Annotated in this window: 15 protein-coding genes; 2 read left to right on the top strand and 13 right to left on the bottom strand. The window is 37.3% G+C overall.

Features of this window, described 5'->3' with window-relative positions:
- Positions 1 to 401: 401 nt before the first annotated feature.
- From serS to F5ESL0263_RS01390, 5 genes are all read right to left on the bottom strand, one after another.
- Entirely contained in the window at positions 402 to 1,709 is a 1,308-nt protein-coding gene (serS, locus tag F5ESL0263_RS01410) for a serine--tRNA ligase (protein WP_122034297.1), read from the bottom strand.
- A 416-nt stretch (positions 1,710 to 2,125) separates the two neighbouring features.
- Entirely contained in the window at positions 2,126 to 3,091 is a 966-nt protein-coding gene (locus tag F5ESL0263_RS01405) for an AEC family transporter (protein ID WP_122034296.1), read from the bottom strand.
- 6 nt (positions 3,092 to 3,097) lie between these two features.
- Complete coding sequence (locus F5ESL0263_RS01400) at positions 3,098 to 4,741, bottom strand: malolactic enzyme (protein ID WP_122034294.1); 1,644 nt, start codon at positions 4,739 to 4,741, stop codon at positions 3,098 to 3,100.
- Positions 4,742 to 4,938: 197 nt separating this feature from the next.
- Positions 4,939 to 5,466, bottom strand: coding sequence for a GNAT family N-acetyltransferase (locus tag F5ESL0263_RS01395; RefSeq protein WP_046306063.1), 528 nt, complete (start codon positions 5,464 to 5,466; stop codon positions 4,939 to 4,941).
- On the bottom strand, positions 5,466 to 6,071 hold the full coding sequence (locus tag F5ESL0263_RS01390) for a TVP38/TMEM64 family protein (protein ID WP_122034292.1): 606 nt from the start codon (positions 6,069 to 6,071) through the stop codon (positions 5,466 to 5,468). Before F5ESL0263_RS01390 ends, F5ESL0263_RS01395 begins: the two co-directional genes overlap by 1 nt.
- Before the next feature lie 242 nt (positions 6,072 to 6,313).
- Between F5ESL0263_RS01390 and F5ESL0263_RS01385 the strand changes: the two genes are divergently transcribed.
- Positions 6,314 to 7,102: an alpha/beta hydrolase gene (locus tag F5ESL0263_RS01385; RefSeq protein ID WP_122034290.1), complete on the top strand. Its 789-nt coding sequence runs from the start codon at positions 6,314 to 6,316 to the stop codon at positions 7,100 to 7,102.
- Between the two features lie 114 nt (positions 7,103 to 7,216).
- Positions 7,217 to 8,593: an NAD-dependent succinate-semialdehyde dehydrogenase gene (locus tag F5ESL0263_RS01380; protein ID WP_122034289.1), complete on the top strand. Its 1,377-nt coding sequence runs from the start codon at positions 7,217 to 7,219 to the stop codon at positions 8,591 to 8,593.
- A 48-nt stretch (positions 8,594 to 8,641) separates the two neighbouring features.
- Here F5ESL0263_RS01380 and F5ESL0263_RS01375 read toward each other — a convergent pair whose 3' ends face one another.
- The 8 genes from F5ESL0263_RS01375 to F5ESL0263_RS01340 all read right to left on the bottom strand — a co-directional run bounded on the left by F5ESL0263_RS01375 (position 8,642) and on the right by F5ESL0263_RS01340 (position 20,403).
- Positions 8,642 to 9,676, bottom strand: coding sequence for a zinc ribbon domain-containing protein (locus tag F5ESL0263_RS01375; RefSeq protein ID WP_122034287.1), 1,035 nt, complete (start codon positions 9,674 to 9,676; stop codon positions 8,642 to 8,644).
- A 96-nt stretch (positions 9,677 to 9,772) separates the two neighbouring features.
- Positions 9,773 to 11,329: an ATP-binding cassette domain-containing protein gene (locus tag F5ESL0263_RS01370; RefSeq protein WP_147441549.1), complete on the bottom strand. Its 1,557-nt coding sequence runs from the start codon at positions 11,327 to 11,329 to the stop codon at positions 9,773 to 9,775.
- A 298-nt stretch (positions 11,330 to 11,627) separates the two neighbouring features.
- Complete coding sequence (locus F5ESL0263_RS01365) at positions 11,628 to 14,576, bottom strand: MMPL family transporter (RefSeq protein ID WP_122034283.1); 2,949 nt, start codon at positions 14,574 to 14,576, stop codon at positions 11,628 to 11,630.
- Between the two features lie 14 nt (positions 14,577 to 14,590).
- Positions 14,591 to 15,154, bottom strand: coding sequence for a TetR/AcrR family transcriptional regulator (locus F5ESL0263_RS01360; RefSeq protein WP_122034281.1), 564 nt, complete (start codon positions 15,152 to 15,154; stop codon positions 14,591 to 14,593).
- A gap of 186 nt (positions 15,155 to 15,340) precedes the next feature.
- Entirely contained in the window at positions 15,341 to 16,270 is a 930-nt protein-coding gene (locus tag F5ESL0263_RS01355; protein ID WP_122034279.1) for a serine hydrolase, read from the bottom strand.
- 13 nt (positions 16,271 to 16,283) lie between these two features.
- A complete protein-coding gene (locus F5ESL0263_RS01350) occupies positions 16,284 to 17,201 on the bottom strand; it encodes a magnesium transporter CorA family protein (RefSeq protein ID WP_122034277.1) in 918 nt (305 codons plus the stop codon).
- Positions 17,202 to 17,339: 138 nt separating this feature from the next.
- A complete protein-coding gene (locus F5ESL0263_RS01345; RefSeq protein WP_122034275.1) occupies positions 17,340 to 18,650 on the bottom strand; it encodes an extracellular solute-binding protein in 1,311 nt (436 codons plus the stop codon).
- A gap of 250 nt (positions 18,651 to 18,900) precedes the next feature.
- Positions 18,901 to 20,403, bottom strand: a complete 1,503-nt coding sequence (locus F5ESL0263_RS01340) for an FAD-dependent oxidoreductase (RefSeq protein ID WP_122034273.1) — start codon at positions 20,401 to 20,403, stop codon at positions 18,901 to 18,903.
- Position 20,404: the final 1 nt, after the last annotated feature.

Below are 20,404 nucleotides of genomic sequence, written 5' to 3'. Positions count from 1 at the left end.
TATTTAATCAGATCTTGTTCTCTTTGTCAAGAACTTTTTTCTGACCTTTATCGCCGGCCTGCCTTAGCAGCGTTTGTTATCTTACTAAACCTGCTAACTTTTGTCAACTGGTTTTGCTTGATTTTTTCTTTGTCCGACAGTGCTTTTGAGCACTTCGTCAAGAACAAATAATACTTTACTCCAATTGGTAGAACTCGTCAAATAATTTTTTATGTTCGGTATTCGAGGAGTACTAAATCAAAATTAGTTTAAGCTAATTACTAATATCATCATTATCTCTAATTATAATATTTACTTTAAAATAAAATATTCGTAATTTGTTCATTTTTGGGTTGGATTTTGCAATTTTATAGCAAAAAAATTTTCAATAAAAAAAGGTCGAAATCGACCTTTTAAGTTATTTAGATTAAGCTTTCTTCCTTAGTAATCTTTGTTTTACCATTCATATAAGGAACTAATACTTCAGGAACTGTTACTGTTCCATCTTCATTTTGGTAGTTTTCCAGGATAGCTGCAACTGTTCTACCTACTGCTAATCCTGAACCGTTTAATGTGTGAGCTAAGTGTAATTTGCCATCTTCATCACGATAACGAATTTGGGCACGACGTGCTTGGAAGTCAGTACAGTTTGAACAACTGGAGATTTCACGGTACTTATCTTGAGCTGGCATCCATACTTCTAGATCATAAGTTTTTGCACTAGTAAAACTTGCATCCCCAGTTGACAATGCAACTACATGGTATGGCAAGTTCAGTTTTTGTAATAAGTGTTCAGCATTCTTGGTTAATTTATCAAGTTCATTCCATGATTCTTCAGGCTTACAGATTTTAACCATTTCAACTTTTCTGAATTCATGCATTCTGATTAATCCACGAGTATCACGACCAGCTGAACCTGCTTCACTTCTAAATGCTGGTGAAAGTGCAGTTACATTAATTGGTAACCGATCTTCATGAATAATTTCGTCACGGAAGTAGTTAACTAATGGAACTTCTGCAGTTGGAATTAAAGTTAAATCAAGTGGCTTGTCAGGATCATCATTATCTACAATTGTGTAAACATCTTCACGGAATTTAGGGAATTGGCCCGTACCTTGCATTGATTCATCATTAACTAAGTAAGGTGGAATTACTTCTGTATATCCTTCTTTAGTATTTTCATCTAAGAAAAAGTTAAATACAGCACGTTCAAGTAATGCACCTGCACCTTTATAGTAAACAAAACGTGCACCAGAAACTTTTGCACCACGATCCCAGTCTAAAATGTCTAAATCAGTTCCTAATTCCCAATGTGCTTTTGGTTTAAAAGATAATTTAGTAGGTTCATGCCACTTACGTACTTCTTCATTAAAGCTTTCATCAGGGCCAATTGGGTCTGAATCATCTGGGAAGTTAGGCAATCTTAACAAAATATAATTTTGTTTTTCGGTTAAGTCAGCAACTTTTTCATCAAGTTCTTTGATTTCTTGACCAACTTCACGCATTTTTTCAATCGCAGGAGTTGCATCTTCTTTGTTTCTCTTCTTTTCAGCAATTTCCTTTGAAACTTTGTTACGCTCTGCCTTTAATTGTTCACTACGGTTTAAACCCTCACGACGATCGGCATCAATTTTTACCAATTCATCGAGTTCTTCAGGCTTAATGCCACGTCTACTAAGTTTGTCCTTAGCCCAATCAAGATTCTCGCGAATCACTTTAATATCTAACATAGTTTACCTCCACAAAAAAAGCCAATTCATCCCTCAAATTGGGACGAATTGGCTCTACATGGCTTCGCGGTACCACCCAGTTTCAACCGCGAATTTCGCAGTTGCACTTCATTAAGTTGGCGATAACGGTGCCGCATTGCCGTGTAACTATTAATTACCCACATTAATGGAATCTGGAAACGACTTCTATTCGCTTGCACCAAAATGCGAACTCTCTGAATCAGTCTTAGGACTCCGTGTTTTGAAATTATTTTAAGTCATTCCTACCCGTTTGGCAAATACTATTTTTAATTATATGAACATTTATATTTTAACCAAAATAAAACCACTATATTTATTGCAGCATCAAGTTAGCTCTTAACTGCAAAAAGGAAACCCAAGCATTTCTTGGGTTTCCTTTTATTTAACATTATTTACTACAAAAGCATTTGAGATATTTCCAAAACGAGTGGAACAACAATCACAAACAATACAGTCGAAGTTGTTACAACATTAGTTGCATATTGTACATCCCCGTGCGATTCACCTACAAGAATCGGTAAAACTGCTAAAGCAGGTGTAGCAGACTGTACTATCAAGGTTTGTTTTGCTAACCCCGTTAATGCTGGTCCCCAGCTTCCACCAGCAACAATTAAGATAATCATCAATGCTGGAACTAATACAAATCTACCAAGTAAAGCCCAAATTGTATCACGGTCGAGGTGAATAGACTTTAAACCAGCATCAGCCAAAATAATACCAATATAAATTAACGACATTGGTGTTACAATTCCACCAACCATGCCTAAGACAGCAGTAATCCAACTTGGGATTGGTACTTCAACTAGCAAGCAGAGCAAAGCAATTAAGAAACCTACTAGTGGTGCTGGAAGTAATTTCTTCCAGTTAAATTTTTGCTGTTTCTGTTTTTGTACAGTTGGATCATCACTGGAAATAAAGAAGACACCGATTGCCCAAGTTGAAACTGTATTTAATACGTAGTAAATCAAAAAATACGGCATACTTTTTTGACCAAACAGCGCAATATTTAATGGTAATCCAATAAAAATCGTATTGGCATTAGTAATCGCATTAATAAATGTCCCTCGTCTACCTTTTCGGATTCGTAAGACTTTGCACAGCAGCCAAGCAAACAAATAGCTTAAGGCAAAACAGATGATTGCATAAATCAGTCCACCAGTTAGGCCAAATAATTTTTCCCTCGTTAAATACTTTAAAACCGAAACAAAAATTGAAGCAGGTAAAGCAATATTCATAATCAAATACGAAATGTTACTTTTAAATTGGTCGCCAAGCTTGCCACTACTACGCAACCAATACCCTAATGCAATAACTAACAAAAGTTCGACAACACTAGTCAAAGATGTAAGAAAGGCTTGCATTTATTCTCACTTCCGATCGTCTGAATAAACTGGAGACCAGCGCAAAGCTTGCACTGCTTTTTCACCATCTTGATAATCGTTTTGATTAAGGTGGTCTTTAATTGCTTGGTTAGCTACAGCCTTTGCCACAGTTTGTGAAAAGACGTTTAGTTTTTCAACCGGTGGTAAAACTGCTGCTCCTGGCTTACTTGAATCAACAATTCCACCTAGAGAATGGGCAGCAACACTAATCATCTCATCACTCAAAATCTTAGCATTGACTGCTAATGCTCCTAGGCCAAGTCCAGGATATACTAATGCATTATTAGCCTGACCAATTTCATATTTTGTTCCTTGATATTCAACAGGATCAGCCGGGATACCGGTTGCCACCAAAGCCTTTCCTTTAGTCCATTGAATCAAGTCCTGGGCTTTTGCTTCAGCTAACTGTGTCGGATTAGACAATGGGAAAATAATTGGACGCTCAGTATGAGCTGCCATTTCTGTCACAATTTCTTGCGTAAAAGCACCAGATCTAGTTGAAGTTCCGACTAAAATGTCTGGATGTACTGCTTGCACAACACTCTTTAAATCTGTTAGTTGCTCCGGATGGGCAAACTCAGCCTTTTTTCTAACAAAAGGCTTCTGGGCGGGAGTTAAATCAGGGGTATCCTCAAATAGCAATCCCTGTTTATCAACCAGGTAAAAATGTTTTCGTGCTTCATCTGGTTTCATCCCCATTTGCAACATTTCAGCATATACTTGTTCAACAATCCCAGTTCCAGCAGTTCCGGCACCAAAGCAAACATATTTTTGCTCGGTTAGCTTTTGCCCACTGATTTTTAACGCGCCTAAAATTCCCGCTAAAACAATTACACCAGTTCCTTGAATATCATCGTTAAAAGTTAGGATTTGTCCGCGATAGTGTTTCAATAAATTGTCAGCATTGTCACGACCAAAATCTTCAAAGTGGAGGTATAGCCCTGGAAAAAGCTTTTCAACCGCCTGAACAAAACGATCAACAAATTGATAATATGGCTCGCCATTTATGCGCCGATGATGATTACCCAGATAAAGCGAATCACTCAGCAGCTTCTCATTGTTTGTTCCAACATCAAGTACTACTGGTAAAACACATGCTGGATCGACACCTGCCGCAGCAGTATAAACCATCAACTTACCAACAGAAATGTCGACACCTTGCGTGCCCCAATCACCTATTCCAAGAATTTCTTCACCATCGGTTACTACGATTAGTTTGATGTCTCGTCCGTCAGCCGCGTTTTTCAGGCTAGCCTCAATTTGATCAGGCTCATCAATAGAAAGAAAAGCGGCATTCTGTGGATTAACAAACAAATGACTATAATTTTCAATTGATTCCGCAATTGTCGGATCATAAACAATGGGCATAAACTCAGTTACGTGTTCACTAAAGATCTTAAAAAACAAAACACGATTTGTATTAAAAACAGTCATGAGAAAAATGCGCTTTTCCAAATTAGTCTTTTTCTCTTGGTATTGCAGATAAACTTCACGCGCTTGTTCCTCAAGCGTTTGCTGTTTTGGCGGCAGCATTCCTTCCAAATGATATTGCTCACGCTGCTCTTTAGTATAAGCAGTGCCACGATTCAAAAACGGATCATTTAATCTTGTTTGACCTATCTTATCCATTTTGGACACTCTCCCATCTGTGTAATAATATATTCATTTATTAACACTTTCAGAGTATTCCCTTTATGTAGCAAGTTCAAACAATTAGCTTACTTAAGAGAACTAACACTTTTTGCAGAATCAATTTAATGCTTTTTAGTTAGCGTAACTATTTTTATCAAAAAAAGTCTGGGAAACTGTATTTCCCAGACTTAAATTTAATGATCTTTCAGCCACTGTGCTTTTTTCAACACGTAATATTTTTCTTCGTATTTGAACAGATTACTAATCTGACTTAGGTCAACCGCATAAGCATAGTCAAAACCTAGCGTCTTGAGCAATTTTTGTGAACGCAGGTTCTGCTTAAAAGTGCCAGCCCAGATTTCTCTTTGTTGCAACTTTTTAAATGCAAAATCAAATAGTAAGGTTAACGCCTCTGTCATATAACCATGGCCTTCAAACGCACGATCAAGTAGAAAGCCAACTTCCTTGGTATCTAGCAGTTCTTTTTCGCTCGTTCCTCGTTCATATAGTTCGACCAAGCCGATTACTTCTTCTGTTTGCATTAGACAAACCGCATAACTATACTTGCGTGCAGCGTATTGACCAGCAGCAACTTCTGCTTGGGCAAAATTGTCATAGTGCTGAAAAGCGGCTAGCTGCTTGTAATAATCGTCCTGACCCCATTTTAACAATACTTCTGCATCAGTATTTTGAAAGGGTCTCAAAAACACCCGACTACTCATCACTTACCAACAATCTTGAGAAGCCAGTCCATCCCAAACATTAAGGCAAAACTATAGGCTGCAATTGTCCATGGTTTACCTAAAATAATAATCCAGAAATATGTCCAGAATTTCATGTCTGTCAATCCTGCTAATAAACACAAGACATCATCGGGAGCCATTGGCGCGACTATACAGATTGCAAAGAACCAGTTAAATTTTTTCTGATTTTTAGTCCATTTCATATACTTATCAAGGGTCTTTTCGGACACAATATGCAGAATAAAGGGCCTACCATAAAAGCGGGCTAAGAAAAAGTTGATAATTGAGCCAATGCAGACACCAACGTAGTTATAGATAAAGCCTGCTACGGGACCAAAGAACACAACCCCACCTAACAAAGACACTCCGCCTGGAATAATTGGAATAACCACTTGAATAATCTGGATTAACACAAAAATAACTGGGCCAATAATTCTTTTATCAGCCAGATATGCTTTCATTTTTGTTTGACTAGTAAAAATTCCTAAATTGTACCAGTAAATACATAATAAAATGATGATAATCCCGCTAACAACGGTCAAGATATTAATTAATTTTCGACTGGTTTTAGCTGACAGATGCATAGCTTACCTCCAATATTAGGGCTCATTTTACCAAAAAACTTAGTCTAATGATTAGTTTTTACGTCATTTAACTTAATAATTAAAATATTTTAACTTTTTTAAAGATTGCACTTAAATTTGCATCATGTAACTTAATGATAAACTAAAAAGAAGAAATTAAACGTACTAATAACTTTTATTTAAGTATAGTTCATCTAAACTATAATAAAATAGTAGCCTAAGTAATTGGGAGGAAACAGATAATGACTGAGATTTTAACTGATATCATCTACGATAAGCAAAAGCAATTAGCGACAGATATTTATTTGCCTCAAGGCAACTCAAAAACTGAAATTTTGCTATTTTGGCACGGTGGCGGTTGGTTCCGTGGCAATAAAAGTAATCTTAAAGAGTTATGCCTGATGGCAGCTGATCGTGGTTTTCTTGTTTTTGCACCTAATTATTCACTTGCTCCTCAAGCAACTTTTCCTGCTGCACATGAAGACAGCACTAATTTTGTTAAATGGCTATTAAACAGTGAGTATGTCGCAGAAGGAACACAAATCAGTCAAATTGGCGTTAGCAGCGGTGGTACGCTAGCCTTACTAGTGGCAGGAAAATATGGCTTTCCAACCGTTACGTGGTCTGCGCCCGTCTCATTCTCTAATTGGGTGAAAGATCATCCCACAGTTAAACCATCACCTCAGGCTCATAAAGATTTTGGAACAGAAGACTTGAATGAAATCAATGACTCATTTTACAAGTATTTTACTTTAACCTATGCCGGTTCACCAAAAATGAGCACGCTCAAATTAATCGATGCAGCGTCATATGATTACCACAATCTCCATCAGCTTTTAATGATTAATTCAACTGATGAATTAGCACCAACTAAATATCTGCTTGCTTTTACTAACTATTTAGCCAGTCAAAATCTTGGGATTGAACTCAAATTAATTCCTGGTAAACGTCATGCAATGGCGTATGCCAGCGAGTACATTGATTTTTCTTTGACATATCTCGAAAACAGTTTAATGCATAATCAGCAGTAATACCGGTTAATTAAAAGTTAAAATTAGTAGCTAGTGCAACTTTTTATTGAAAACGGTTTATAATAGAGTTTATCTATTTGTAACGTAGAAAAGTATCTTTTAAGGAGAATTAATATGGCTAAATATCAATCAGTCAATCCATATACCAATGAAACTTTTGCCAGTTACGATAATCCAACAGCTAGTCAAATTGAAGATGCAATCAACTTGGCAGATGCACTTTATCATAAATGGCGTCACGAGACTCCAGAAAGTCGCGCTGAAATTTTACACCAAGTTGCCGATGGCTTCCGCCAAAATGAGGAAGAAATGGCTAAAATAATGACTCTAGAAATGGGCAAAATGATCAACGAGTCCAAAGGAGAAGTTGAACTATGCGCATCAATTTGCGATTACTACGCTGATCATGGTCCACAGATGCTTAAACCACAACCGATTGAATCAAACTTGGGTAATGCTTATTATCTTAAGCAAGCTACAGGTGTAATTATGGCTTGTGAACCTTGGAACTTCCCACTTTATCAAGTCATTCGTGTTTTTGCGCCAAACTTTATTGTCGGTAATCCAATTTTATTAAAGCACGCACATAATGTTCCTGGTTCTGCCGCATTAACTGCCAAAATAATTAAACAGGCCGGTGCACCTGAAGGTAGCCTCATTAACCTTTACCCTAGTTACGATCAACTTGACCAAATTATTGCTGACCCTCGTGTACAGGGTGTTGCACTAACTGGTTCAGAGCGCGGCGGGGCCTCTGTTGCAGAAAATGCCGGAAAAAACCTAAAGAAATCAACTATGGAACTTGGCGGTAACGATGCCTTCATCGTTTTAGATGATGCAGATCCATTAGTATTAAAGAAAGCCTTAAGCTCTGCCAGAACGTATAACGATGGTCAAGTATGTACTTCATCTAAACGTATTATTGTGGTTAAATCACGCTATGATGAGGTTTTGCATGAACTAAAAAATGCTTTTTCAGTCTTAAAAGCGGGTGACCCACTCGACACTAGCACGACATTGCCACCAATGAATTCGGCTAGATCAAGGGATAAATTAAGTAAGCAAGTTGACGAAGCCATTGGCGCTGGCGCAAAAGTTTTCTACGAATATCCTAAGATTAATTCTGATGGATCATTTTTCAGACCTATTATTTTAACGGATGTTGATAAAAATAACCCAGCTTATGACCAAGAATTCTTCGGCCCAGTTGCAATTGTTTACGAAGTAGAAGATGAAGACGAGGCCATTGCACTTGCCAATGATTCAAGCTATGGTCTAGGTTCATCCGTCATCAGTGCAGATGTTAAACATGCACAAGAAGTTGCAGCTCAAATTGAGACTGGAATGACCGTTATTAACGGAACCTGGATTAGCTCTGGAGAATTACCTTTTGGTGGAATTAAAAAATCGGGTTATGGCCGCGAATTGAGTGATTTAGGTATGATGGCATTTGTCAACGAACACTTGGTAATTGATATGCCAACGGAATAATCTATTATAAATAAAAAAGCTGGACAACCATAGTGTCCAGCTTTTTTGTTACTCTTGTTTATATTTTTTGTACAGGTTATAACCCAATAAAATTGTCGTCATGACGCTTGATAAAATCAAGAAATAGGTCGAAGCACCTATCGAAACAGCATATAAAAGTAATTGACTAGTAATGTTCTTCAAGAAGCCTGTATTTGAAAGGGTGGTATTTGATAAGCGGAAAATTAGATAAATGAGGAAAAGTGACTCAATTATCGACAAAGCAAATGCAATATTGCAATTCTTTTTTGTATCCTTCAGCGTATTATAAGTAATCACAATTGGGAATAGGAAAATCAATAGCCAGATTACACAGACTTCGATTCCTGGCACCAAAGTGCTACTTGATGAAAATAAGCGTCCAGCCAGTCCAAATAAAACACGTGTAATTGACATTTTACCTGTGTATGAAATGTCAGAAACGGAAGCACCAGAACCAGTAAATAAAACAATTAGATTAATAATTGCCATTAAAATGACTAGCAGTTGGGTGTAATTAAAGTGCTTTTTGACCGTTGCAACTTCTTCTTCCACTCGCCTTTCGCCCTTGGAAGGCTCTTTGCCTTTTCTTTTAGACTTAACTTTTTCCTTAGACTCATCAACATTATTGAACATATTAGAGCCAAGCTGATTGACCTTTTCAGTTAACCGCTTATCGACTGTATAGCGCTCTATTTTGTCTGTTCGTACACATACCACATAGAGCCAGATAAATAATGCAAAAAAGCAAATCCAACCGATGCTACGAGAAAAACTCATAATCAGTAGCAATAAAATACCCAATAACAAAACAATCATACTATTGGCACGAATCCAATCGAGCATCCTTGCAACAATTATATTTTGCTTTTTAGGATAAAACTCTTGGCGGTAGTCTTCTCTTCTTGTAACAGTTCGCTCTGCTTCCTGGTTTTCTTTATTTTGAGGTTCGTGGGGGGCATCAGCAAAAAAGAGATCACGATATTTTTGCACATTGAAGTGACAATTAGGACAAATCGTATCCTCTGCTGAGATTTTCCTCCCGCAATTTGGACAAGTAGTCATAAAAAACATCCTTTGCTTGTAGTTAAATTAATACACTAATCATAAAACAAAAAAGGTGATAAAGAAAATTTCTTTATCACTCTTTTTAATGAAAAATCATTGTAAACCTTCAATTTTTGCTTTAAGTTCTTTGATTTCCGCAATTGTTGCATTAGGTGACAGCATTAAGCTATCCAATTTAAACTTAAGTAATTCAAGTTCATTTGCGATGCTTTTCTCATTTTCATTAACTGGTGGTTCAGAAACCAGCAATTTTTTACTCTTAATCTGCCACTCTTTCAGCTTAATTTGATTAACAAATGCTTGGTCATGAGATACCAAAATAATTGCAAATGGATAATTTGTGATGAATTCGGCTAATGCGTTAATTGACCCAATATCCAAAAAGTTAGTTGGCTCGTCTAATAGCAGCAAATTATATTGCCCGGTAATGATCTTAGCTAAATTAAAGCAGACCAGCTGTCCACCGCTTAAACTACTAATCTTTTGTTGTGCAAACTGCTTCAAATGCAAATCACCTAGAATCTGCATTGTTGAACTGTCATCAAACATACTGGTTTCATTAAGCGATGCAATCAATGTTTGATCAGTTTGTTTTACACAAATATTCTGATCAAAATAGCCAATTTTTAATTTGGGACTATAATACCCCACTAGTTCCCGATGCTTAATTTGTTTTAAAAAGACGGTTTTGCCTACCCCATTTTGGCCAGCCAATAACACTTTTGTTTGGAAATCTATGTTAATTTCATTGTCAATGGTAAAGAGATTACGCTTAAAAGCCTGAACTTTCTGCTTATTTAGTCTAATTGCTTTATCATCACTGATATCTGCAATAGCCTGCTTTTCTGTTCCATTTTTAAATGTAATAGAACGCCGAACCTGTGGCTTTTCGAGCTTAGCTTTCTCTCGGTTAAGTTTATTAGTCAGGTTTTTACTAGCCTTAATGACGCTGTTCTTGGCTCTTTGCTTACCCATTGATTTCGACCGCCAATCAGACGGCGACAGCCCTTTTTTATTCTTATTAAAAGTTCTTGCCTTATTGAGTTTCTGATTGGAACTAACTTGCAATTGATTAACACGTTTTTTTTGTTGTTCATACTCTTTTTCAAGAAAGTGCCGCTTATCAGCTTGAAACTGTTGAAATTCAGAATATGTTCCTGTAAAACCGCTGACTTTTTGCTTTTGAATGTACCAAATATTATTGCAAACTTGACTTAGAAAATTTTGATCATGACTAACTATTAAACACGCAATCTTGCTTTTTTGTAGTAATTGAACCAACCATTTTTGCTGTTTAACGTCCAAATTAGAAGTTGGTTCGTCCAACAATAATAAACCATTGGACATATTTTTTAATTTAGCAATTGCTAGTTCAATAGCCAATTTTTCTCGTTGTCCACCGCTCTTGTCCTTTGCATCGAGCAATTGGGGAACATAAGCAAAATTACAATTTCTGGTAATTTTGCCTTTAATTGTAAATGAATCGGTCATATCTTGTTGAGCAAGTATGTTAACTAGAGTAGTTTTGCCAACTCCGTTGTCTCCAATTAAACCGATTTTTTGACCTGAAGTAACATTTAAACTGTCAATTTCAAGTAATTTGGTAGCTGCAACGTCAATTTGTAAATGATCTATTTTAATTAATTCCACTTTAAACACCTCAATGTGTAAGTACGCTATTAATTTGCTTTTTTTGCCAAATTAATATCTTGCCTCGCCCCACATTGAGCCGATAATTAATTTTCCTGTTTGAAAAGTGATTTAATTATTTAGCTATCTGTAGAGCTTTATTGATTATTTACATCTCTTGACATTTCAGTTCTCCTCATAATTCTGTTAATAAGTTAATTAGCGTTATTCTAGCTTATCTTAAAAGTTTTGTAAAGCTAGTCTAAATATACAAAAAAAGATTGAACACTCAAAATGAGCAATTCAATCTTTTAAAATTCTATTGTTTAACTCGTTTACTCTTATTCCATTGCACGCCTTCATAAGTCAGTTTAACTGCTGCAGATAGCGTGATTGGCATAATGAAGACTAAAATAATTAGTCCGATAATTACAGTTAAAGCAACTTCAATTAAAGTTGGAATACCTGATGGAATCAATGCAGCGAAGGTACCACCTAAAATAATTGCAGCTGAAACAACAACCGTTCCGATAATACCACAAGCTTTAAGCATTCGTTCACTCGGCTTGCCTCCCTCAATTGCACGATAACGCGTCATCAAGAAGATACTATAGTCTACACCTAAGGCAATTAACAAAATAAAACCAAAGAATGGTGTATTCCAAGTTAACATGTCTTTGCCCATTGTTGCCTTAACTACCCATTCAGTAATTGATAATGAGCAGAAGTACGCAATAAGTAATGTACCCAAAATATATAGAGGTTGCAATAATGAACGAGTAACGAAAATCAATGCGATTCCGATACCAATCAACATAATTGCGGCTGTTCTGATAAAGTCCTTGTTAGCAATATCCTTAATATCAGCAATGTTTGAGCTTTCTCCACCCATTGCGATAGTTGCTTTATCAAGTCTTGTACCTGCTAAAGACTTTTTAGCCATTAAACTTAAGTCTTGCGCCTTCTTGGTTGCCTTGGTACTACTTGGGTTTGAACTAAAGACAATCATGATCATTGCTGATTTTTTATCAGGACTCAGATAGTTCTTAACCGAGGTTTGGAACATGTCATTCTTGATAAATTCCTTAGGAATATAGAAACTATCTGCTGCTGATGAACTAGCAAGTCCAGTAAGATAAGCTCCACCTTGGCCCAAGCCACTGTTAACTTCATCTAAACCGGAAGTCAACTTAGGAGTATTATCTGCCAACTGACCAGCACCGGAATTCAATTTTCCTACACTTGAGTTCAATTGACCTACGCTTGAGTTCAATTGACCAAGACTAGAATTAAGTTGACCTATTCCGCCGTTTAAAGTGGAGGCACCGCTACTTAATTGGCCTGAAGCTGAAGCCAGTCTACCAACACCTGATTGTAATTGACCCATCTGGCCAGAAACATTTGGCATTGAAGCTGAAGCTTGTGCCCATGATTTTTCAAGTGCAGCACCTGCTGCTTGCATTGCAGCCATCTTTTGTTGTGGTGTCAAGCCTGGAATGCTATTCATGCTTTGAGCCAAGTTAGCCTTGTAGCTCTTTTCCAAGGCTGCTTTAGTATTGGCTTGAGCTGAAGCAATGCCTTGAGAGCCAGCTGCTAATTGAGAATTAAGTTGGTTCAAGCCGCTAGTCATTTGTTGCGTACCACTTTGGAGTCTTCCAGCACCACCTTGCAATTGACCAGCACCACTTTGAAGTTGGCCAGTACCACTTTGGAGCTGTCCGGTACCATTTTGTAATTGACTTGTTCCACTAGCCAACTGACTTGCACCAGTTGATAATTGCTTACTTGCTTTACTTAGTTTGCTTAAACCAGCACGGGCTTGGTCGACACCCTTATTAACTGTGTTTAATTGGTTGTTAACATAAAGTTGATCAATTCGTTCTCCATATGGTTGAGTAACAGAAGTTACTAGAGAAACATCCCCAGAAGATTGAATTTGTCTAGTAAGTTGATCAAGCAGTCTTAAATCTGCTTCATTGTCTAATCTATGATCACTCTTGATATAAAGGGTTGATGGTTCTGCCATCCCCTTGGAGAAGTGCTTTTCAACTACAAGCATTCCGGCCTTTGCAGGGGTAGCATTATCAATTTCATCAGTATCATCATAATTAAGATGGCCTGAGTACATTAAAGCAAATGGTGTTACCACAACTGCTAAAACGACTAAATAAATAATTGGATGAGCCATAGTACTCTTAGAGATACCATGCCAGAGCTTATCTTCATGTTCACCAGTAAATTTCTTAACTGGCCAGAACATTTTTTCACCTAAAACAGCCATGAAGAATGGGTTCAGTGTTAACAAAACAACCAGTAGGATAGCGACACCAACTGCAACGCCAACTGCAGATTGGTAAATTGAGAATTTAGCTAAGCTAAGAGCTGAAAAACCAATTAAGATCGATGATCCTGAATACAAGATTGTCTTACCTGCTACCTTAAGTGCATCCTTCATCGCACCATAGCGATCAAGCCCATTACCCAGATTTTCTTTGAATTTATCATACAGTAAGATGTTGTAATCCGTTCCGATCCCGAACAACACAATAATCATAAAGACTTGTGTAAAGTTTGAAAATGGGAAGTTTTGATACTTAACTAGATTGGTAACAATCGAGAAAGCAGTGATAAATGAAACACCAACTGTTAACAAAGAAATTAGTGGTACGATTGGTGACTTAAAGACAATTACTAGAACAATGAAAATGAAGACAATGGTAATGACTTCAGTCTTCTTAATTCCCTCTTGAATTGAGTTCGAGAAGGCGTTCTGTAAAACATCTGCACCAGTAACATAGGTTCTGATACCTGCAGTTTTAACTGCCTTGGTCAATTCTTGCTCTACTTCATTAATTGGAGCGTGTTTTTTCGCAACGTTAACTTGTAAAATCCAAGTTGTCTTGTCTTTTGACTGTAGTTGCTTCTTGGTAGCGATATTATCGTCTGGTGCTAAGACCATCTTAATACCGTATTTATCCTGATTTTCTTTAATGCGATCAATTGTGTCATTAATTGCATTCTTATCGTCTGCAGTTAATTTGCCGTTTTTCTTATTAAAAACAACTGCAATTTGATAAGTGTTCTTTTGCTTAGGTCCCCAATCATTTTGAATTGATTGTGCAACCTCGCTTTGAACATCCTGTGGCAAGGAAATGTTTGAGTGCTCACGCGTTAACCCAGTAACGTCTGGCAGTGCCACAACAGAAATAATCAGAATTAAAACCCATGCAATAAATGAAAAAATATGATTTTTAAATAATTTTTGCACTCTGTTTTTCCTCTCTATTCTTCCAAAATATTTTCCGGCTGGACCAGTTTGATAATCATATCATGGTAGCCTTGATCAGCCTCGGTACTGGTTTCACCCTCAATCGACGCGGACACATCTAAAAAGATATAGCCCAAAACAGCGCCAATTAAGGAATGAAGCGAAACAGTGCTGTCGCTTCTTAAATTCAGTTTGTCAGCAAATGCAATTATGTTCATGATTTCCTTAGTAATTGCATCTTCCGGCTTATACTCATTGAGGTGATAAAGAATGCTAAATAATGCAGGATCGTTCAAAATAAAATTGCGAACGATATCTGCAAATTTCAATAATGCCTCCTTACCTGAAAGTCCAATCAGATTGTCAACTAACTGCTTACTTAGAATTTTAATCCTACTTGCACCAACAAGTGATAATAATTGCTTACGACCAGAAACATAGTGGTAAAGAGATTGCGAGCGAACACCAAGCTCCTTAGCTAAGCTAGGCAGCGTTGTTGCCGATAATCCTTTTTGACCAATCATTTCTGTTGCCTTAGCAATCACTTTATCAAGATCAAGGCTTCTTTTTTTAACCAACTTCATCCCTCCTTCTGACAGCATAGGAAACAATATAACACTACAAACCGCAGAATACAATCTACACACTGTAGATTAATTTAAAATTTTTTCCAATTTGACTAAAACCTTGATTTAACAGGATTTTTGCATTAAAAAAACCTCAAAAGCAAGTTAGCTCTTAAGGCATTTTTAAATTTATTTTATCTATTTAAAGAAATTGTTGACGACTTCTCCAAGTTTAGCAAACTTTTTATTTGAATTACTCCAAACGGCTACACAGTATGCTTGACCATTATTTTCAACAATAGCAACACTAGAACGATCATCACCAATCGCATATACAGTCGCGCCGTGAATCTTTTGTACTAATTTTGGCTTTTGTCCTGTTGCGTTTTGATTCAATGATCCAAGTGTCAAATTAGAATACTGACGACTTAGTGTTTTATTTTTGTACAAGTCATCCATTACAGCGACCATATCGTTTGCTGTTGTTTGAGCTAAAGGATTGGCTGTATATTTTTTACTAAATTTAGTGGAACTAGCCCCCATCTTTTTAGCCATAGCATTAACTTTTTGCGGTTTGACCTTGCGGAGTAAAACATTTCCTGCGGTTTTATTCCCCTGCATTAGTGTCTGCCTTAAAAAAGATGTTCCATAAGCTATTCCAGGTTGTAAAGCCTTTTCACCTTTAGCACGGTCCGACTTTTTGACCTTAATTGCTGAATGACTGGTAAGCTTGCCATGTTCTTCTTGATAAAAAACTGCCGCTAATAAAAATAAACGACCAGTTCCAGTAACACCATGTGCTTTAGTGGTATTTGCTACGCGTGCAAACTTGCCAGAATTAAGATCCTGAACTGCAACTTGGTAGCTCTGATCCTTTCCCATTAGCGTCTCAATCTGCTTGGACCAAGTCTGATCACTACCTGAGGCAATTTGAACATGAGTCGGATATTCTACTTCAGCAACTTTTGGTTCATGTGGCAGCTTACCCTTGCCGTGCTCTTTTTTAACACTTTGGCTTTGCCCCACAATTTCAACGCTTGTATTTTGTACCCGCCTTAAATTTAGCGAATAGAGCATAAAAGCAAGTAGCGTAGTAATTAGTGAACCAATAATGACCTTGTTTTTCATATATCTACCTCAATTAAAAGAAGTGGTGTCGTTTCATCAAGATGATCAGCCAAAGCATTAAAACAATTCCAATCAGTGAAATAAAAATCCAATCAGTTGAACTATGACCTACAGGTAAACTTACGTTCATGCCGTAAAAACCAGTTAGGATAGTGGGAATAGTTAGAACCAAAGACCAAACTGTCAAAAACTTCATCGTATCGTTCAGGTTGTTGTTCATCATATTATTGGATGTCGCAGATAAAGTTTGCGTAACCTGTTGCGAAATCTTCACCATTTCTGCGGACTGATTAGACTCAATTAGAACGTCATCTAAGCGCTCACGAGCAGGCTTGGTAAAATCAAGTTCTGAAAGTTTCAAACTGTGAAGCATCATCAAATTGGTTTGGATTGAACTAGACAGGTAAACCAAACTTTTTTCAATATTAGATAATTCAACTAAGTCCTTATTGTCGATATCGCCAGACAATTTTTGATCCAAAGTATTACGCTGAACATCTAACTGCGTAACTGCACGTTGGAAATACTGCGATAAAAACAGCAAAAATTTCATCAACAATTCTGTTACATCTTGCGCTAATGATAATTCACGCCTCATTGCACGGTCATTAAACTCGTCAAACACATAACTAGTTGATTCTGTATGGAAGGTAAAAATGTTCTCTCCGGATACTAAAAAGGTTACCGGGTGAGCTGTAAAGTGCTTGATGGTTTGCGTCGGCCAAATTGGCACATCGTAAACAAGCAAGTGAATATGGGTATGGGTATCATAATCATAGTGCGGACGTTCATGACGGTCGGAAATATAAGAGATCATATCGGGCGTGAAATTAAAATCATCTTGCAGTTTGTTACTGTCTTCTTCACTCAAATTGCTGATATCATACCACTTATATTTAGTTTCTACCGGAAATCTTTGCTCTTTGATCATTTTTCCCCATCCTTAGATTGGTAAGCTTTCTAGTTAAGCTGAAAGCTACTGATTTGCTTATATTATCTTACCATTCCTTTGCAAAACGACAACTAAAAAAGCAGGCTAAAAAGCCCACTTTTTTAATTATTTATATTTTTATTGCTTCCATGCAGCATCAAATTTTGTCTTACCAGTTTTAATTGCACTATTAACATTACGGTCCTTTTGTGCAGCAGATAAAATTGATTGCATAATTGGATTTAATTGGCTAAATACTGCATTAGAATTTTTAATTACAGGCACACTGTATAGTGAGTTAGTTGACAGAATATCCTCTAACTTAGCAGGTAACATAAACTCTTTATTGTCTTTATATTCAGCTGACTTCGTAGCGTCCTCATTAACTGGAATATAGCCAGTTTCTTTTGCCCACTTAATTTGGTTTTCCTTAGATGATAGGAATTTCATAAATTTGAATGCAGCGGCCTTTTCCATTGCGCTAGCGTGGCTAAACATATAGATGTCAGTACCTTGTTGCATTGTGTATTTACCAGGACGAGCAGCTACTTCATATTTAAAGCCCTTCTTAGCAGCTTGCTTAATCCAAGTTTCGGTTGATGATGAAGTAACAAACATTGCTAGCTTTTGGTTAGTGAATGGTACATATAGGTACTTATCAGAACCAGGCATTCTAAAGTAACCTGCTTTTTCACCTTTTACAAAGTAGTCTAAAACGCGTGAAGATTCCTTGCCAGTAAAGTCAACTTTGCTGGAGAAGTTTTGGCCTTCATTTTTCATGCCTAGTACGTAGTAGTTGTTAAGGTTATCAAAACCTGCACCTACAACCTTGTGATTACTCTTTTGGTAAATTGTTTGTGCAGCCTGCTTTAATTCAGCATTAGTTGAAGGTACCTTAGTGATACCGTACTTCTTCAACATGTCAGGATTGTAAATCAAAACTTCGATTGACTTGTTAAATGGAATACCGTATTGTGTACCGTTAATTTGGGCACCATCAAGCATACCTTGTTTAATTTCTGATGCAGCAACACTTCCCCAACCAACTTCTTTGTTATTAATGTAAGGAGTCAGGTTTACTAACATCTTGTTCTTAGCAGCACTTTGAAGCCAACCAGGATATGCCTGGGTAATTGTTGGCAAGTTCTTTGGTGACTGCATTGTAGAAGTCAACTTAGCCTGTAAATTGTCGTAATCGCCTTGTTGTTCAAGCTTAATTTTAATATTAGAATTTTTAGCTTCAAATTCTTTGGCAAGCTTCTTTAGCGTAGTTTCTTGTTGGCCTTGCATCCCGTGCCAGAAAACAACAGTCGTTTTCTTGGTTACCTTCGGTATCTTATTTGTGTCAGAAGTTGAAGATGATGACGACCCACCATTCGAACAAGCCGCAGTACCTACTAAAGCTAATCCAGCTACAGCCAATGCTGCCAGTTTTTTACCAAAATTCATTTTTGATTTTTCCTCCAAAATCGGTGTTTAATCAACAAGTTTCTTGTCAATTATTTTATTCTTGTCTATTGTATAGCAGTAAAAGAAAGATTACAACAAAAACATTCGCTTTTATCTCGATATTAATCTATTTTTGGAATTAAAGTTCGCTTTTGAAGCAATAAACTAGCTAATGACATTTTTTTGTTCTTCTTGATCAATTTTGGCAACAAAAAAAGACTCGTCCTAAAAGGACAAGTCTTGTAAATTTCTATTCTGCTGCGTATTTACCAGCTAAGCGGCCAAAAGTTAAAGCATGGCTAGCAGTTAAACCAGGAACATGATCTGGGTAGATACCCCAGAAGAACCCGCCAGAGCAGTTACCAGCTGCATACAAGCCTTCAATTACCTTGTCTTGCTTGTTGATTACTTGCATCTTAGTGTTAACTCGCAGTCCATCTAGTGTAGCTAATAATCTACCCCCAACAATCGCCCCATAATATGGTGCCTTATTAACTGGCTCTAAACGATAGCTTTCTTTACCAAAGTCACTATCTTGACCTTTGCTTACCATTTCATTGTAACGGTCAACGGTCTTTTGCAAGTTTTCTTTTGGTAAACCTAACTTTTCAGCCAGCTCTTCGATTGTGTCAGCCTTTTGAACTAAACCTTCGTTCAAACGATCATTTACTTCTTTACGTGCTTCTTCTCCAGTAAAGATTCCTGGGAAACCTAATCTTGAACAACCCAATGTATGGTATTGTTTGAGGCTTTCATCACTCATTGTTTCTTCTGTCCAGATCATTGCACTTAAGTAACCAGGCTGTTTTGAAGCAGCTGTCATTTGGAATTGATACGGTGCACTTTCGTTAAAGAAGCGTTCACCATTTAAGTTAACTTTTAGCATTGGATAGGAACCTAGCCATAAGTAACCTGGATCATCAGGAGGAGTCAAGTCAACTTCATAGAAGTCTTCCGCATTTGTTCCAACTGGAACTGCACCACGGTTGAACACAATTGAAGCAGGTTCTTCATCTTTAGCGGCGCCTACTTTCAAAGCAGCTACAATTCCTGAGCCATCGTCTCTTTGACTATCGGTATAAACGTTTGTTTTTAAGCCAAGTGGGTTCCATTTTTGCATTAGTGCTTGGTTAGAACCGTAACCACCAGTACATAGGATTACGCCTTTACGGGCTCTAAAAGTTGAAGTCTTCTTTGATTTCATGTTTTTCGCAACTAAACCGACAACCCGACCATTCTCAACAATTAGTTCTTCTAGCTTTGTATGCCAAGCAAATTTTGCGCCAAGCTCTTCTGCTTTAGCAATTACCCAATTACCATAACCCATTTGCCAGTACTTACCGTCAGGAGCAGTTGCTTCATTTCCTGTAGGAAAGGCACGGTTACGTTCAGTTTCGTAATGCGCATCTGGCGTTGCCTTAATGTAGGCACCATGGGGTTGTAAAACTTCATCATCGAGCCAATCAACCATTTCTGAACTGTTGTCTGCCCAAACGTTTAATAGACGCTGATCAACGTTTCCTTGGTTAAAAGTAGAAATAAAGTTAACTAATTCGTTACGGTCGATTTCAACACCGGCCTTCTTTTGTGCTTTACTGTGAATCGCAGCAATCGTTTCGCGGTATAAATAGCCAGCACTGCCCATTTTATCAATGACCAAAACCTTGGCACCTTTTTCGGCAGCAGCCGCAGCGGCCATCCCACCAGCGTTACTTGCACCAACAACGATTACATCATATTCTTGATTGTTCATA

The sequence above is a fragment of the Lactobacillus sp. ESL0263 genome (assembly GCF_003692845.1).
GTDB lineage: Bacteria > Bacillota > Bacilli > Lactobacillales > Lactobacillaceae > Lactobacillus > Lactobacillus apis.
The sequence above is the reverse complement of the archived record's forward strand: the minus strand, read 5'-3'. Positions and strand labels throughout refer to the sequence as shown.